The organism is Acetatifactor aquisgranensis, assembly GCF_943193215.1.
Classification (GTDB): Bacteria; Bacillota; Clostridia; order Lachnospirales; family Lachnospiraceae; genus Acetatifactor; species Acetatifactor aquisgranensis.
On sequence record NZ_CALPDH010000002.1, the window covers coordinates 139,903 to 156,365 of the forward strand.

General features: G+C 53.4%; 13 protein-coding genes. 12 read left to right on the forward strand and 1 reads right to left on the reverse strand.

The features are described from left to right. The first annotated feature begins 1 nt into the window (after position 1). The 10 genes from NFS35_RS02335 (at position 2) to NFS35_RS02380 (ending at position 10,631) form a co-directional block, all read left to right on the forward strand. Positions 2-667 carry a redox-sensing transcriptional repressor Rex gene (locus NFS35_RS02335; RefSeq protein WP_251205535.1) on the forward strand — a complete coding sequence of 222 codons (666 nt, stop codon included), beginning with the start codon at positions 2-4 and terminating at the stop codon, positions 665-667. Positions 668-691: 24 nt separating this feature from the next. Beyond that, on the forward strand, positions 692-1,321 hold the full coding sequence (locus tag NFS35_RS02340) for a hypothetical protein (protein ID WP_251205536.1): 630 nt from the start codon (positions 692-694) through the stop codon (positions 1,319-1,321). A 113-nt stretch (positions 1,322-1,434) separates the two neighbouring features. Then, positions 1,435-3,018, forward strand: a complete 1,584-nt coding sequence (locus NFS35_RS02345) for an NAD(P)H-hydrate dehydratase (RefSeq protein ID WP_251205537.1) — start codon at positions 1,435-1,437, stop codon at positions 3,016-3,018. Further along, positions 3,008-4,177, forward strand: a complete 1,170-nt coding sequence (gene alr / locus NFS35_RS02350) for an alanine racemase (RefSeq protein ID WP_251205538.1) — start codon at positions 3,008-3,010, stop codon at positions 4,175-4,177. The genes NFS35_RS02345 and alr overlap by 11 nt, the downstream gene beginning before the upstream one ends. A gap of 205 nt (positions 4,178-4,382) precedes the next feature. Further along, the gene (locus NFS35_RS02355; protein WP_251205539.1) at positions 4,383-4,724 is read left to right on the forward strand and encodes a type II toxin-antitoxin system PemK/MazF family toxin; all 342 of its coding nucleotides are present in this window, start codon (positions 4,383-4,385) and stop codon (positions 4,722-4,724) included. 156 nt (positions 4,725-4,880) lie between these two features. Next, the gene (locus tag NFS35_RS02360) at positions 4,881-6,254 is read left to right on the forward strand and encodes a hemolysin family protein (RefSeq protein ID WP_251205540.1); all 1,374 of its coding nucleotides are present in this window, start codon (positions 4,881-4,883) and stop codon (positions 6,252-6,254) included. A gap of 53 nt (positions 6,255-6,307) precedes the next feature. Then, on the forward strand, positions 6,308-7,036 hold the full coding sequence (locus NFS35_RS02365) for a YebC/PmpR family DNA-binding transcriptional regulator (protein ID WP_251205541.1): 729 nt from the start codon (positions 6,308-6,310) through the stop codon (positions 7,034-7,036). Between the two features lie 26 nt (positions 7,037-7,062). After that, on the forward strand, positions 7,063-8,127 hold the full coding sequence (locus NFS35_RS02370) for a glycosyltransferase family 2 protein (protein WP_251205542.1): 1,065 nt from the start codon (positions 7,063-7,065) through the stop codon (positions 8,125-8,127). A 13-nt stretch (positions 8,128-8,140) separates the two neighbouring features. Further along, complete coding sequence (locus tag NFS35_RS02375) at positions 8,141-9,646, forward strand: hypothetical protein (protein ID WP_251205543.1); 1,506 nt, start codon at positions 8,141-8,143, stop codon at positions 9,644-9,646. Between the two features lie 289 nt (positions 9,647-9,935). After that, complete coding sequence (locus NFS35_RS02380; protein WP_251205544.1) at positions 9,936-10,631, forward strand: ClpP family protease; 696 nt, start codon at positions 9,936-9,938, stop codon at positions 10,629-10,631. Here the strand turns inward: NFS35_RS02380 and NFS35_RS02385 are convergent. Next, positions 10,609-11,412: a helix-turn-helix transcriptional regulator gene (locus NFS35_RS02385; protein ID WP_251205545.1), complete on the reverse strand. Its 804-nt coding sequence runs from the start codon at positions 11,410-11,412 to the stop codon at positions 10,609-10,611. The genes NFS35_RS02380 and NFS35_RS02385 overlap by 23 nt on opposite strands. 143 nt (positions 11,413-11,555) lie before the next feature. Between NFS35_RS02385 and NFS35_RS02390 the strand changes: the two genes are divergently transcribed. Together NFS35_RS02390 and NFS35_RS02395 are read left to right on the forward strand one after the other, a co-directional pair. Then, positions 11,556-13,229: a DUF4091 domain-containing protein gene (locus tag NFS35_RS02390; RefSeq protein ID WP_251205546.1), complete on the forward strand. Its 1,674-nt coding sequence runs from the start codon at positions 11,556-11,558 to the stop codon at positions 13,227-13,229. Between the two features lie 184 nt (positions 13,230-13,413). Further along, positions 13,414-16,443, forward strand: coding sequence for a DNA translocase FtsK 4TM domain-containing protein (locus NFS35_RS02395; RefSeq protein WP_251205670.1), 3,030 nt, complete (start codon positions 13,414-13,416; stop codon positions 16,441-16,443). Positions 16,444-16,463: the final 20 nt, after the last annotated feature.

A 16,463-nucleotide genomic window follows, 5' to 3' on the forward strand; every position in this document is an offset into this window, starting at 1 on the left:
CTTGGACGAAAAGGAAATTTCACAGGCTGTCATCGGACGTCTGCCCAGATATTTCCGTTATCTGGGAGAACTGAAGGATGAGGGCGTGGAGAGGATATCATCTCAGGATTTAAGCGCGCTGATGAAGGTGACCGCTTCCCAGATCCGGCAGGATTTCAATAATTTCGGAGGGTTTGGCCAGCAGGGCTATGGCTACAATGTGGAGTATCTCTACGATGAAATCGGCAAAATCCTGGGGCTGGACAGACGGCATAAGTTCGTCATAATCGGTGCGGGAAATCTGGGACGGGCGTTGGGAAATTATACCAATTTCGAGAGGCGGGGATTCATTTTCCGCGGCATGTTCGATTCGAATCCTGAACTGGTGGGCAGCCAGGTCCGTGGCATCGGGGTCATGCCTATGGAGGAGCTGGAGCGGTTCATCCAGGAGAATGACATCGATATCGCGGTGCTGGCCATTCCGAAAGCCAGCGCAGTGCCTGTGGCGGAGAGGCTGGTGAAGACCGGAATCCGGGCTATCTGGAATTTCGCCCATGTGGATCTGAATGTGCCGGAGGGGATTCAGGTGGAGAATGTCCATCTGTCCGACAGCCTTATGAAATTGTCATATAATATCAGCAGGTACCAAATGGAAGATAGGCATTTGGGAGAACAAAAGAGGGATTAGAACCCAGGAGGTGCATGGAAGAATATGAAGCATGAGGAGGATGAGCACAGAAGGGAGCTTTTTGAACAGGCATTGAAAGGGAAGCATATACCCGTTCTGACTCTGGACAATAAGTGGTATCAGCTTTTGAATGGGGAGGCCAGGGAAGGTGTAGCCCGGCTGGAGGGAGAGCTGAATGCCCTTTTGAAGCAGCAGGGCAAGCTGAATAACGAGGTAAAGGAAATCAAACGGCTGAAGAAACGCCTGATGGGAGAGATCGTTTCCATGATGGGGGATGATGAGCAGCGCGATGACTCGGAGAATGCCCAGAAGACGGAGCAGAACAAGCGCCTTGTGGAGGAATGCAATGAAAAGCTGGAGAACTGTCAGGATGAACTTTTGGAGCTGCCCAGGGAAATCGAAAGGGTGAATTTCCAGCTGATGCTTGCTACCATGGATTGGTGCTATGATATCATGGCGGTGAATACCGAAAGTATCCAACAGACCGAAGAATGGATATCGGAAATCCGCGTAGAACTGAAGAAGAGACTGGTCAGGAAACAGGAGATGGAGCGGCATAATCATGCTATCTACAGTTATATGCATGATGTGTTCGGGGCTGAGGTAGTGGATATCTTTGACATGCACCATGATTTGGACGGACAGGATATGTGAGCACAGAAGAGAAAAGGGATTTTGGGATTGAAACGGACTGATTGCGGGACTGTGGCGGCAACAGTCTGTTTTGTTGTACAAACGGGATTTTGAGGCGGAACAGGAGGTGCTGTATGAAATATCTGGTGTCGGCGTCTGAGATGAGAGAATACGACAGTAATACGATAGAGAAGACAGGGATACCTGCATGCGTCCTGATGGAGCGGGCGGCCCTGGCGGCAGCGGAGATGATAGAGGAGCGCTGCGCGGGGCGGAGCGGCAGGCGGCATGTGCTGGTCATGGCCGGAATGGGCAATAACGGCGGCGACGGACTGGCCGTGGCGAGGCTTTTGAGCGAAAAGGACTATCAGGTGGAGGTCTGGCTGGTGGGAGATGAGGCAAAAGCTTCCGCCCGGTGGATACAGCAGAGAGAGATTCTGAGGAATTATCCTGTGGAATGTACAGACAGGCCGAAGCGGCAGGAATACGCGGTGCTGGTGGACGCCCTGTTCGGCGTAGGGCTGTCCAGAGCGGTGGAGGGCATATATGGGGAGGCTGTGGATGTCTTCCGGAATCTTGAGGGCTGGAGGCTCGCGCTCGACATGCCCAGCGGCATAGATACGGACACGGGCAGGATTCTGGGCCGTGCCGTGGAGGCGGACGCCACGGTGACGTTTGGCTTCTGCAAGCGGGGACTGGTGCTGTATCCGGGGTGCGGATATGCCGGGGAAGTGAGGATTGCCGACATCGGTATTTCGTCCAGGAGCTTTTATGGCGGGAAGCCCGGGATGTTCGCCTATGACGAGGACATTTCCGCACTTTTGCCAGAGCGGGACGGCGGCGGGAATAAGGGCACTTTCGGAAAGGTTCTGCTGGTTGCGGGAAGCGTGAACATGGCAGGCGCCGCAGTGCTGGCGGCAAAGGCTGCCTACCGGACAGGAGCGGGGATGGTAAAGGTCATCACGCCGCCGGAGAACAGGATTATCTTGCAGCAGGCTGTGCCCGAGGCGCTTCTGGGAACCTGTGGGGATCTGGAGGCGGGTATGGCGTGGGCGGATGTGATAGCCATCGGCCCGGGGCTTGGTAAGAACAGGGAGGCGCTTGCCTGTCTGGAACAGGTTATCCGGGAGGGCGGGAAACCTCTGCTGGTGGACGCGGACGGCCTGAACCTGCTCTCGGAACAGCCGGAATTATTTGAACGACTGGCAAGCCAGGGCAAAGCGGGCCGCACCATTCTGCTGACGCCCCATGTGGGGGAGATGGCAAGGCTCCTGGGATGTTCTGTCGCCGACTGCAAGGCAGACCTGCCTGCCGCAGGCGGCGCGTTGGCGGCAGGCCTGGGCGCCGTGGTGGCGGCAAAGGACGCGCGGACTTTCATCTGCGGGCAGGAACGGGAAACTTGCGTGAACCTGAGCGGAAACGACGGCATGGCCACGGCGGGGAGCGGCGATGTGCTGACCGGAATCGTGGCGGCTCTTCTGGCGCAGGGAATGGAGGGGTTTGAGGCGGCAGCCGTGGGAGCCTATGTCCACGGCAGGGCAGGGGATTATGTGGCGGCGAAGATTGGCCCCTATGCCTGCACCGCGGGAGACATTGCGGAGGCTGCGGCAGTCGTCTGCGGGCGTCCGTCTGTTCGACCGAACCCTCCCGGGGAAGATATCGTCAGAGATACGGAAATGAGCGCCTGTCGGATATGGGGGGTTCAGAATGGATTATGAGAGAACGCCTGCCTGCTGCCAGAGGGTGTGGGCAGAGGTGAATCTGGATGTAATAGAGGCGAATCTTTGGGGCGTGAAAGAGCGACTGGCCCCGGAGACGAAAGTGCTGGCTGTGGTCAAGGCTGACGCATATGGGCATGGCAGCGTACCTGTGGCAAAAAAGCTGGAGCCGCTGTCTTTCCTGACCGGATTCGCGGTGGCCACGGCTGAAGAGGCGCTGGCTTTGCGGCAGGGCGGGATACGAAAACCTATTCTTGTACTGGGTTATACTTTCCCTTATTCTTATGAGATGCTGGTAAAGGAGGAAATCCGTCCGGCGGTATTCCGCGCGGATACTGTAGAGGAGCTGGGGAGGACTGCCCGAAAGCTTGGAAAAACAGTAAAAGTCCATGTCAAGGTAGAGACGGGCATGAATCGGATAGGCATCCGTCCGGATGCGGATGGAATCTCCTTTATAAGGAGGCTCATGGACGAGGAGGGAATCGAAATAGAAGGGATTTTCACCCATTTTGCAAAGGCGGACGAAGCGGACAAGACAAATGCGGTAAGGCAGCTGGAAACTTTTCAGGAGTTTCTCCATATGATAAAGGGGGAGCTTTCTTTTGATATCCCGGTGAAGCACTGCGCCAACAGTGCGGCCGCCCTGGAGATGCCTCAGGCCCGGATGGACATGGTGCGGGCCGGAATCGCCATGTACGGGCTGTACCCTTCGGACGAGATGAGGCGGGACACGGTGAGGCTGCGCCCGGCTCTTTCCCTTTACAGCCATATCGTCTATGTGAAGACAGTGGAAGAGGGGGAGAGCGTCGGCTATGGGGGCACCTTTAACGCAACAAGGCGGATGCGTGTGGCCACGATTCCGGTGGGCTATGGGGACGGATACCCCAGGGGCCTGTCCGGCAGGGGATTCTGTCTGATACGGGGGAAAGAGGCGCCGATTTTGGGTAGAATCTGTATGGATCAGTTCATGGTGGACGTATCGGATATCCCGGAGGCGGCGGAGGGGGACAGAGTGGTTCTCCTGGGCCGTGACGGCGACAGGCAGATCGATGCATGGCAGATGGGAGAGCTGTCCGGACGGTTCCACTATGAGATCCTCTGCAATCTGGGAAAGCGGATTCCCAGGATTTATACTGACGATCGCCAAAGCTTGTCATGAATGCTCCTCTTCATTGGAATCCGTATCATGAGCGAAGGATTCCGGAGACATCGGGGAAATTTTCATTGCTTGTGAGTAGATATGAAAAATGGCAGAATCGTCTGAATAGTCCGCCAGAATATGGCAATACTATCCTACAAATACAAAAAGCGCTGATTTCTGCCAGGGCAGATTCTGCAGAGGCAGAAGTGGATTTGGAGGAAGAATGAGACGAGGAGATGTATATTACGCGGATCTCAGGCCGGTAATCGGTTCGGAGCAGGGAGGCATCAGGCCTGTGCTGATTGTCCAGAATGATGTGGGCAACAGACACAGCCCCACGGTCATCTGCGCCGCAATCACCTCTAAGATGAACAAGGCGAAGTTGCCTACGCATATCGAGCTGAACGCCTCGCTCTACGACATGGATAAGGATTCCGTGGTTCTGCTGGAGCAGCTCCGCACAATCGACAAGAAACGCCTGAAAGATAAGGTATGCCATCTTGACGGAGAAATCATGAGGAGAGTGGACAGGGCCCTGATGGTCAGCCTGGAACTGGATACATAAAGACGGGCTTTTCCAGGCGAATGAAAGCAGTTCTTGACGAACTGGCTGAGAGATGGTATATTGGAATATCAGAGAAAGCAAAGACGGCTTTCCGTGATCGAAAGGCCATTGCTGGAGACTCACAGCAACAAAACTTGTTTGGAGGAAAGGATTAAAATGGACGATGGTGGACCTACTGCCAGTATTATCTTTTACGTAGCATTGCTTTTGATTGATATGTTTTTCTACGGCTTCGGAGCGGCAGTGAATTCTTTGAATGAAAAGGAAATCGAAAGGAGGGCCGAGGAAGAGAACGATAAGAAATCAATCAGATTGCGGGCTATCATCGGCAATCCTAACGAGTATGTCAATACCGTACAGCTGATTACCACGCTGATTAATATCGTCGTCGGCGCGATTCATTTAAGGCTGTTGCTGGGCATTCTCTCCACAGGGCTGCATTTCCTGGCAGAAAGGCAGCTGCAGCTGGAGGGTATCCCGGCAGGTATCATTCTGGCGGTGTCGGCAGTGCTTTCTGCATTTCTGCTTCTGTACATAACGCTTACGCTGGGCGTGCTGCTTCCGAAGAAGATGGGGGCCAGAGCTCCGGAGAGATGGGCCTATGTCTGTATCACGCCGGTATTTTTCGTGACAAAACTGCTGTCTCCCTTTACCGGGCTGGTCAATGTGACCACTACCGGCATTCTGCGCCTGTTTGGTATAAACGGGAATGCGGATGGGGCGGATGTCACGGAAGAAGAAATCATCAGCATGGTCAATGAGGGTCATGAACAGGGACTGATTCAGGCCAGCGAGGCTGAGATGATTTCCAATATCTTTGAGTTCGGCGACAAGGAAGCACAGGACATCATGACCCACAGGAAAAATATAGTCGCCATCAGCTCGGACACGCTGCTGGAGGAGGCCATCACTTTCATGATGGAGGGAAAGAACAGCCGTTACCCGGTCTATGAGGAAAATATCGACCATATCATCGGAATCCTGCATCTGAAAGATGCCATGCGCTTCCACAAGGGAGCAGGGGGGCAGCCTCTGAAAGAACTGGAGGATTTGATGCGCGATCCCGTCTTCGTCCCCCGGACTAAGAATATAGACGAGCTTTTCAGGCAGATGCAGGCAGGAAAGCAGCAGATGGTCATCGTGGTAGATGAATACGGCCAGACGGACGGTCTGGTGGCCATGGAGGACATCCTGGAAGAAATCGTGGGCAATATCCTGGACGAGTACGATGAAATCAGCGAGCATATCGAGGAAAAGGGTGAGGACCGGTATGTCATCGAGGGAAAGACACCGCTTCGGGAACTGGAAGAGCGATTCGGCATTTCCTTTGAGGACGAGGAGTTCGAGACGCTGAACGGTTTCCTGATTTCCAGGCTGGATAAGATACCGGAGCCTGACGAGGAGTTCGACGTGGACTTTTGCGGCTTTAACTTCAAGATTCTCAAGGTAGAGAAAAAGATGATTCAGAGCGTCCTTGTGACGAAGCTGGCGGAAGATGATTCGGAACTTGTAGAAAAAGATGAAAAATGATATGATAAGAACGGCAGGCAATGGCCGGAAAGGAAGATAAAAGGAGAGGAAACATGTCAGGACATTCAAAATTCGCGAACATAAAGCACAAAAAGGAAAAGAATGATGCCGCAAAAGGCAAGATTTTCACTATCATCGGAAGAGAAATCGCTGTGGCGGTAAAAGAAGGCGGCCCGGATCCCAATAACAATTTCAAGCTTGCCACGGTAGTGGCCAAGGCAAAGGCCAACAACATGCCCAACGACACCATCGAGAGAGGCATCAAGAAAGCTGCCGGAGACGTGGGCAATGTCAACTATGAGTATGTCACCTATGAGGGATACGGACCTAACGGAATAGCGATTATCGTTGATGCGTTGACCGATAACAAGAACCGCACGGCGGCCAATGTGCGCAGCGCGTTCACCAAGGGACAGGGAAATATCGGCACTCCCGGCTGCGTCTCTTTCATGTTCGACAAGAAAGGCCAGATTATCATCGACAAGGAAGAGTGCGAGATGGAGGCAGATGACCTGATGATGATGGCTCTGGATGCCGGGGCGGAGGACTTTGGTGAGGAAGAGGACAGCTTCGAGGTGCTGACGGATCCGGATGGGTTCGAGGGTGTAAGGGGGGCTCTGGAGAAAGAGGGAATCCCCATGATGAGCGCCGAAGTCACCATGATTCCGCAGAACTATGTGTCTTTGACGGATGAGAATGCGGTCAAGAGTCTCCAGAAGATACTGGATCTGCTGGACGATGATGACGATGTACAGGCAGTGTACCACAACTGGGATGAGTGATTGAATCCTGGAAGAAAGGGATTTGTATGGACAGACTGGCGATTGTAGTTCCCTGTTATAATGAGGAGGAGGTCCTGAAGCTTGCCTCCAAGGCGCTGCGGGATGTTCTGGACGATTTGGTCGGGAAAGGAAAAATCGCGGATGACAGCTTCATTCTGTTTGTGAATGACGGCAGCAGGGACCGCACATGGGAACTGATTGAGGAGGAGCATGCCGCGTATCCTGCCAGAGTAAGAGGAGTGAAGCTTGCCGGCAATGTGGGCCATCAGTTCGCGCTGACCGCAGGACTGGTTACCGCAAAGGATATGAGCGATGTGACCATATCCATTGATGCCGACCTGCAGGACGACGTGGATGTCATCGAAGAGATGGTGGATAAGTTCCATGGGGGCTGCGATATTGTGTATGGCGTCAGGAGGGAGCGCAAGACAGATACTTTCTTTAAGCGCACCTCGGCACAGGCTTTTTACAAGCTGATGCATCTCATGGGCGTCAAGACTGTATATAACCATGCGGATTTCCGGCTGATGTCCAGGCGTGCGGTGGAGGAGTTCTCAAAGTACAAGGAGACAAATCTCTTCCTGAGGGGGATGATGCCCTTGATCGGCTATCAGACAGACAATGTCTATTATGACCGCAAGGAGCGCGCGGCAGGGGAATCCAAATATCCGCTGAAGAAAATGGTAGCGCTGGCGTTCAACGGTATCTCTTCTTTCAGCGTAAAGCCGATCAGTCTGATACTGGGGCTTGGCATGTTCATCATTCTCATTTCAGGCCTGATGCTGATTTACGCGCTGTTTTCCTACTTTTCCGGACATGTGGTGGCCGGATGGACTTCTCTTATCGTGTCTGTCTGGTTCCTGGGAGGGCTGCAGCTGCTGGCCATCGGCATGGTGGGGCTGTACATCGGAAAGATATACATGGAGGTAAAGCAGCGGCCCCGCTATAATATTGAAAAGATACTATCCGACTCGGATCCAGTGCAGGAGGCTGCAGGAACCATGGGAGAGGGGCATCCCACGGGAGAGGGGCATCCCACGGGAGAGGGGCATCCCACGGGAGAGGGGCATCCCGAGGAAGAAGACCGGTAGAATCGGGAAGGGAATGATGAACTGGAAAAAGACAGCTTTTAGTTATTTGATATGGTTCCTGTATACAATCCTGACCGGCGTGGGGCTGTTTATAGTCACAGAGGGAATCTGCGCGGCAGCTGGACTTGGAGACTATATGGGGATTGTGTCTGCCGTGGGGTACGTGGCTGTGGCGGGAGGGATGGCATTTGGACTGCACCGGTTCACGGTGAGCTGTGCCTCCTATACAGAGGAGAAAAGGGTACATTTCACAGTGTTGGGAGCGCTGCTGGCGGTGGCGCTTTTTGCAGTGGGATTTTTCCTCCGGCTGCAGGGAATCAGTGGCGCGGAGCATTCTTCTTCGGTGTATTATGAGGCGGCAAAGGTGACGGAGGGGCAGAGCATTCCCCAGACTGTGCATGGTGCCGTCTACTTTTATGTCCGGCTGCTGCATGTAGTATTTCGCCTGCTGGGCAATTACGCGTCTGCCGGAATCTGGGTGCAGATTGTGCTTCAGATGGCGGCTTCGCTGTTGCTGTTCCTGGTGGTAAAGCGTTCTGCGGGATTGGCGGCTTCGCTGGTGGTGCTGGGTTTTTGCATGTGCGCGCCCTTTATGGTGCAGAGTTCCCTGGCTCTGTCGCCTCAGATGCTGTACTTTTTCCTGCTGACAGTGGCTGTGTCCTTTATGGAAGCGGGGTACAGGGACAGGAAAGTGAAAGATGGGGAAGAAGAAAAGACATCTGGATTGAGCCTTAATGTGTGTTTTTTTACAGGTGTCCTGGCAGCGTTGTGCTGCTATGTGGACATTCTGGGGATATCATTGCTGTTAGCGGCCGTCGGCGGTGTTTTCTGTCATAGGGAGAATGCTGTCAGCGCCGGACGTAAGGCGGCAGGGGCTCTGCTGTGCGTGGCGGGAGCTGCCGCGGCGTTCGCCGTCTGTATTTTCCTGGATGCGGGCATGAGCGGGAAGACGGTTCAGGGAGTGGCCTTTGCCTGGCTTTCCCTGTATCAGCCTGATGGTTTTCAGCTGCCTGCCAGTGCAGGTGTTTCCGGTTCTGTAATAGAGAACTGCCTGCTGTTTGGAATCATGGCTTTTGGAATCTTCAGCTTCTGGTTCGAAAAAGGGAAAGAAAGGATTTCGGCAGGCGTGCTTGCGGTCTGCGGTATCATGGCGGCAGGCTGTTTCGGAATCTTTACGGAGGAGATGCCTGGCTTTTTCTTTCTGTATCTGGCATTTGTAGTATTGGCAGGCATCGGCTTCGGACAATGTTTCCATGCAAAGCCTGTAAAGCAGAGAGAAACACCTGTGGCGGAGGAAAAGCCGGACTGGGAGATTCTGATAGAGAGCAAAGAGGAAGAGCAGCGGAAAAAGGAGCAGCCGGAAGGAACGGAGAAAAAACAGGTGCAATTCTTAGAAAATCCTCTGCCGTTGCCGAAAAAGCATGTGAAACGCATTATGGACTATTCTTTGCCGCCTGAACAGAAGGAGAATGACGATTTTGATATTCCTGTGGCGGAGGATGATGATTTTGATATTTAGAGACCTGGTATCAGGCCGGGCCATAAAGCGTAATTGATTGTTTGCACTTCCGGCAGCGTTTGCCATAATGAAAACAGCAAATGCCACGCTGATGAAGCATATGAAAGGCAGATGGATATATGCCGTCAAACGCAGAAGTGATTGAAGGACTGGCACGAAAATCGGAAAGCGTCCACAATACGCGGAAGACAATATCAGACTCCGGTTTCAGGGTCTGGTATTTTTTTGCGCCAAAAGGGAATGCTATGGACATGTCGGTAATGAATACGAAGTGGAAAAGGAGAGAGACATGTCTGAGCAGAGAGATGATAAGAAAATAGAGAAAGAGGAGCACAGGGACGAGAGGATAGAGCAGACTGGCCAGGCTACGCTGGACGAGAGCGGCAAGCTGGGAGATATCCATCTGATATCCATCATCGGAGAGATTGAGGGACATGAGAATCTGTCCAACAATTCCAAGACCACGAAATATGAACATATCCTGCCCAGCCTTGCGGCCATTGAGGACAGCAAGGACATTCAGGGCGTGCTGGTGCTCTTGAACACTATGGGCGGGGATGTGGAGGCAGGGCTGGCCATCGCGGAGATGATTGCCTCCTTGAGCAAGCCCACGGTATCCCTGGTGCTGGGCGGAAGCCATTCCATCGGGGTGCCGATTGCGGTGAGCACGGATTATTCCTTTATTGTGCCCACCGGAACCATGGTGATACATCCCGTGCGCATGAACGGCATGATCATCGGGGTGCCGCAGACATTCGACTACTTCAAGCTGATACAGGACCGGATTACCGGGTTCGTCTGCAGCCACTGCCGGATTAATAAGAAGACCCTGGAGGAGCTGATGACGGAGACAGGAATCCTCACAAAGGATGTGGGGACGATTCTCGTGGGGGAAGAGGCTGTAAATCATGGCATTATCGACGAGGTGGGCGGCATCGACAAAGCCGTGGGGAAACTGCGGGCTATGATTGAGAGCGATACTTAAGCGGCGGTATCCCCATCTTTTTCCGGAAGATACGGCTGAAATAGTACTGGTCAGGATAACCCACATCGGCAGCAATGGCGCTTACGCTTTTGTCAGTCTGGGACAGCAGCTGGCAGGCCGCGCTTATCCGCTGGGCGATGACATACTCATTGGGCGAGACGCCGGTATGCTGTCTGAAAGCCGTGCGGAAAGCGGTACAGCTCATGTTCTCCATCTGGGCGAGGGAATCGATATCGATGGGATTCTGGAAAGAGCGGTGGATATATTCGATTGCCAGCAGAGGCGGATTGCCTTTGGCACCGCTGTCCAAATGTCTGCTGGTATAGAGGAGGATTTCCCGCAGGATGCAGACGCATAGTTGCTCCGCGTCGTCATCGTTTATGATGAATTCCCGGAAAAGCTGCCGGAAACAGGAGATGATTTCTTTATGGACGCCGATGTGCTGCCTTTGGTTCAGCTTAAGTCCCGCTGCTTTGGTGAGGGAACGCGCTTCGAAGCCGGTGTAATGTACCCAGAGGTAGGCGGTCTCTCCCTGGCTGATATACTGATAGTCATGTCCCGGCTCATAGACGATGATGTCCCCCTGGAACAGAGTACAGTCCGCCATGATCATCTTTCCTTTTAAGACATAAATGTAATAATAATCCCTCCTGACTGATTTTGAGGAAAAGGAACATGTCTCTGACACGGTGCCCACACAGTTGACCTGTAATGGAACTTTGTCATTTCTCCGATCGGCTTCGCCCTCCAGCCTGGTATGGAAATAAGTCTGTGTGTGCATGGCTTCACCCTCCCGTATTTGTTGAAAAGTCCATTTTTTAGGTTTGTTTATCCATTGCGGCGCCGTATAGTCTATTATAAACTATATTTCAGAAATAGCAACGAAATTGAATGGATTTGAGTTGAAAATCAGGAGGGATGAACATGAAATTTGAAATCGTGCAGCTGTCGTCCTTAGAGAAGGTAAGGGCAGAGGAGAGCCTGAAGCGTGACGAAATACACAAAAAGACCGTTCTGGCGGGCGAGCGCCTTTCCTATCAGATATGCATGAAATCCGATTTGCGGATGGATGTGGCAGTCTCTGTAGAGTCCGGGCTTGGGGAAGCGGTGCGGCTGTATCTGGTGAAAGATGCCTGTATCGATGTCCCCACAAGGGAAAACGATATGGAGGGAGAGGATTATATTACGCTGGAGCCGGGCTTCATGCCGGATATCCTTGTGCCCCTGGAGGAGCAGCATTTTCTGATGAAAGTTTCCCCGCAGACAGGCACCGTCTGGGTAAAAGTGGATATTCCGGAGGACACCCCGGCGGGGGATTATCAGGTCAAGGTGAAAATCATGCCGGTAGAGGGACAATTTCCGGAGGGGAATACGTTCTCTTTCTCAAAGACCATGGATATCCGCGTCATTCCTGCGGCTCTGCGGGAACAGCGGCTCATCTATACCAGATGGTTCTACGCGGACTGCATCGCGGTGCAGCACGGCGTGGAAATCTATTCCGAGAAGCATTGGGAGCTGATTGACAAATACATCGCCGCTGCAGCAGACGTAGGGGTAAATATGATTCTGGTGCCCATACATACACCGCCCCTGGATACCGCGGTGGGAACGGCGAGGCCCTGTGTGCAGCTTGTGGACATTGAGAAGAAAGGGGAGAAATACCTGTTCTCCTTTGAGAAATTCAGGCGTTTCATCGACATCTGCAAGAAGAACGGAATCCGTTATTATGAGATGGCCCATATGTTCTCCCAGTGGGGGGCGAAATGCGCGCCCAACATCATGGTGACGGAGAACGGCAGGACGGACTATATGTTCGGCTGGCATGTGGCGGCGGACTCGGAGAAATATGTATCATTCCTGAAACAGTATATCGAGGCCATTTCAAAGGAACTGGCGGCAGAGGGAATCAGCGAGCAGACCTACTTCCATATCTCCGATGAGCCTTCGCTGGAATCCATGGAGACCTACAAAATCGCTTCCGATATCATGAGGCCGCTGATTGGGGACAGCAAGACCTTTGACGCTCTGTCCAACTATGATTTTTATGAAAAGGGCCTCATCGCCTGCCCGGTCACAAGCGTGGGGCATATTCATGACTTCCTGGAGCATGAGATTCAGAATCAGTGGGCCTATTATTGCTGCAGCCCTGAGAAAGTGTTCACCAACAGCTTTCTGGCCATGCCCTCGCACAGGACCCGTATTTTGGGTTTTCTGCTGTATAAGTACAATATCAAGGGATTTCTGCACTGGGGCCTGAATTTCTATAATTCCTGCGTGTCCCGGTATCCCGTCAACCCCTATATCACCACATCCGGCGACAGGACATTTCCCTCCGGGGATCCCTTCATCCTCTACCCGGGCAGGAATTGCGTCTATTCCTCCATCAGAGGAGAGGTCACGTATGAGGCTGTCCAGGATATGGACATCTGCTTTGTGCTGGAAGAATATATCGGCCGGGATGCGGTGGTGGCCATGATTGACGGAGCGGCGGGACGAAATATCCGGTTTGACGATTACCCGAAAAATAAGGAATTCCTGGAAAATTTAAGGGAAGAAATGGTGGCAAAGATAATGGAATTTTCCGCTCAGGGGAATTGACGGAAGCTTTATTACGGAAGAGAAAAGCCCGCGTTTGTGGTCAGCCCACATAGCGCGGGCTTTTCCGCGCGGATTTTTCTCATGAAATAGCTAATGACAATTGGAAATAAAGATGATATAATGGAAAAATCGCTGATGTACTATTCTGAGTGTCAGTTTATGAAAGCAAGTGAGGTTGATTAAGATGGCAGCTTCCAACGGAAGAAAAACAGCGTCTTCAAATAAAAGAGCTACCCAGAGTAAGAAAAGGGCCCCGGCCCAGAAGAAAAAGACAAAGGCCCAGGCCGCCCAGGACAGCGCCCTGTTCCATGAGATAGGGCTGATAGTCCTGTTCGCTGCCATGGTGTTCTTATTTTGCTGCAATTTTGGCATCATCGGTCCTATAGGCGATAAAATCAGCGGCGTATTGTTCGGCTTGTTCGGACTGACCGCGTATGCGGTGCCGGTACTGTTGTTTTTGGCGGTGGCGTTCTATTTCGCGAATGAGGGAAATGTGAATGCGGCGCGGAAGCTGATAGCGGGTCTGGTGCTGTTCATGATGCTGGGAATCGTCTGCGACCTGTTCGCGAAGCAGGCAGGGGGCATGGAGAAGTATGATATCAAGCTGCTGTATGAGAGCTGCCGGGACGGGAAGTCCGGCGGTGGCATTGTGGCGGGGAGTTTGAGTTTCCTGCTGCAGCAGTATCTGGAAATTATCGGCACTGTTCTGGTGGTGCTGCTCTGTAGTGTCGTGAGCCTGATACTTTTGACGGAAAAGTCTCTCCTGAGCAGTGTGAAAAGAGGCGGCAGCCGGGTGCGGGAGCTGTCCAGGGAGGATGCGGCCTGGCGCAGGGAGCAGGCCGAGCTCCGCAGACAGGAGCAGGAAGAGAACGCTCAGAGACGCAGAGAGCAGGCCGAACTCCGCAGGCAGGAGCAGGAGGAGAATGCCCGGAGACGTAAAACACGGACTGAACTCCGCAGGCAGGAACAGGAGGAAGCAAAAGCCAGGAAAGCGAAGGAGCGCAGGCTGAAAGCGGAGGAGAAAGAGAACGAGAAGATTCTGCGGATGGAGCGGAAAGTATCCGGCGTCATATTGGATACGGCGCTGCCCAAGCCGGAGGAAAATATCTCCCGCCGGGATGATATTCATGAAATCATCCTCCCGGAGGAGGAGGCAGCCGTGGAGGCGCCTCTGCAGGAGACCTATAAGGCAGAGCCCGTGGAGACGGCTGAAAAGGAGCCGGAATTCGATTTTGAGAAGATACCCATCCGGGGCATCCACCAGGTGATTGTGAATGAGGAGCCGGAGGCGGAAGAGGAGTACATACAGAAAAGCCGGACAGATAGGAACTCCTGGGAGCAGAATATTGCAAAAGAGGAGAGTTCAGGGGATCAAGGCGCGGCCGTGGAGGAAGAACCCCGGGAGGCTATGGCGGAGACACAGCTTTCCGATGACTGGAACAGAGCGGAAATAGAAGATTCAGTGAATATGGAATCAGAAGAGGAAACACAGACATCCATGGAGCAGGAAGCCGGCAGCAGGGCATCTTCACCGGCAGAAGAGAGCTCTGCTGCCGAATCGGTCCGGGAGGCAGAGCCGTCGGCGGTTTCGCCTGCTGGTTCTGGAACCGGACAGACTCCGGCGGCAAGACCGACAGCGGTTCTGGCTTCCGGCGCCGAAAACGGTCAGAATGGTCAGACGATGCCGGCACAGCCCAATGCCCCTGCCGCTCCGAAAGCGGCACCGAAGAAGTATATGCTCCCGCCTTTGTCTTTATTGCAGAAAGGCGCGGCAGCCACAGGAGATTCCGCCAGGGAACTCCGTGAGACGGCCATGCTTCTGCAGCAGACCCTTGGCACTTTTGGCGTAAAGGTGACCATTACGGATATCAGCCAGGGACCCAGCGTGACCCGCTACGAGCTGCAGCCGGAGCAGGGCGTGAAAGTCTCTAAAATCGTAGGCCTGTCGGATGATATCAAGATGCATCTGGCGGCGACGGATATCAGAATCGAGGCGCCCATCCCCGGCAAAGCCGCAATCGGAATCGAGGTGCCTAACAAGGAGACTATGGCGGTTGCACTGCGCGATCTCCTGGAAAGCAAGGAATTCAAGGACTTTCCCTCTAAAATCGCTTTTGCCGTGGGAAAAGATATCGCAGGACAGACAGTGGTGTCCGACATTGCCAAGATGCCCCATATGCTCATAGCAGGCGCCACCGGCTCCGGCAAGTCGGTGTGCATCAATACCCTGATCATCAGTATTCTGTACAAAGCGCGCCCGGATGAGGTGAAGCTGATCATGGTGGATCCCAAGGTGGTGGAGCTGAGCATCTACAACGGCATTCCCCATCTGCTGGTTCCCGTGGTGACGGATCCGAAGAAAGCGTCCGCAGCTCTCAGATGGGGCGTGGCGGAGATGGAGGACAGATACCGGAAATTCGCGGAATATAATGTAAGGGATCTGAAAGGATATAACAAAAAGGTGGAGGCCATGCGGGAAAAGGGTGCTGACGGTGCCCCGGGTGATGTAAGCGCGCCTGCCGTATTGCCGCAGATTGTCATCATCGTGGACGAGCTGGCGGATCTGATGATGGTGTGCCCGGGGGAGGTGGAAGAGTCCATATGCCGCCTGGCACAGCTTGCCCGGGCCTGCGGCATCCATCTTATCATCGCCACCCAGCGTCCCAGCGTGGATGTCATCACGGGACTGATTAAGGCGAATATGCCCAGCCGTGCGGCTTTTTCCGTGTCCAGCGGCGTAGATTCCCGCACTATCTTAGATATGGTGGGAGCCGAGAAACTTCTGGGAAAGGGCGACATGTTGTTCTATCCTCAGGGCTATGCAAAGCCTGCCAGAGTACAGGGGGCTTTCGTGTCGGATCAGGAAGTCTCCGATGTAGTAGATTTCTGGAAGAACCAGGTATTGGGCAATACCTACGCGGAGGATATCGAGGAGAGAATCGCCAATATGGGAAGTTCTGCCGGAGGCGATAAGGGCTCAGGCGGAAGCGATGTGGACGAATTGTTCGAGCGGGCAGGGCGGCTGATTATAGATAAGGACAAGGCATCCATAGGCATGCTCCAGAGGGCGCTGCAGATTGGTTTCAACAGGGCGGCCAGAATCATGGATCAGCTGTGCCAGTACGGCGTGGTAGGAGAGGAAGAGGGCACGAAGCCCAGAAAGATATTGATGAGTCCCGAGCAGTTCGATCAGATGCTGGAAGAGATAGCGTAGCCCAAGACGGGGAGAGGAAA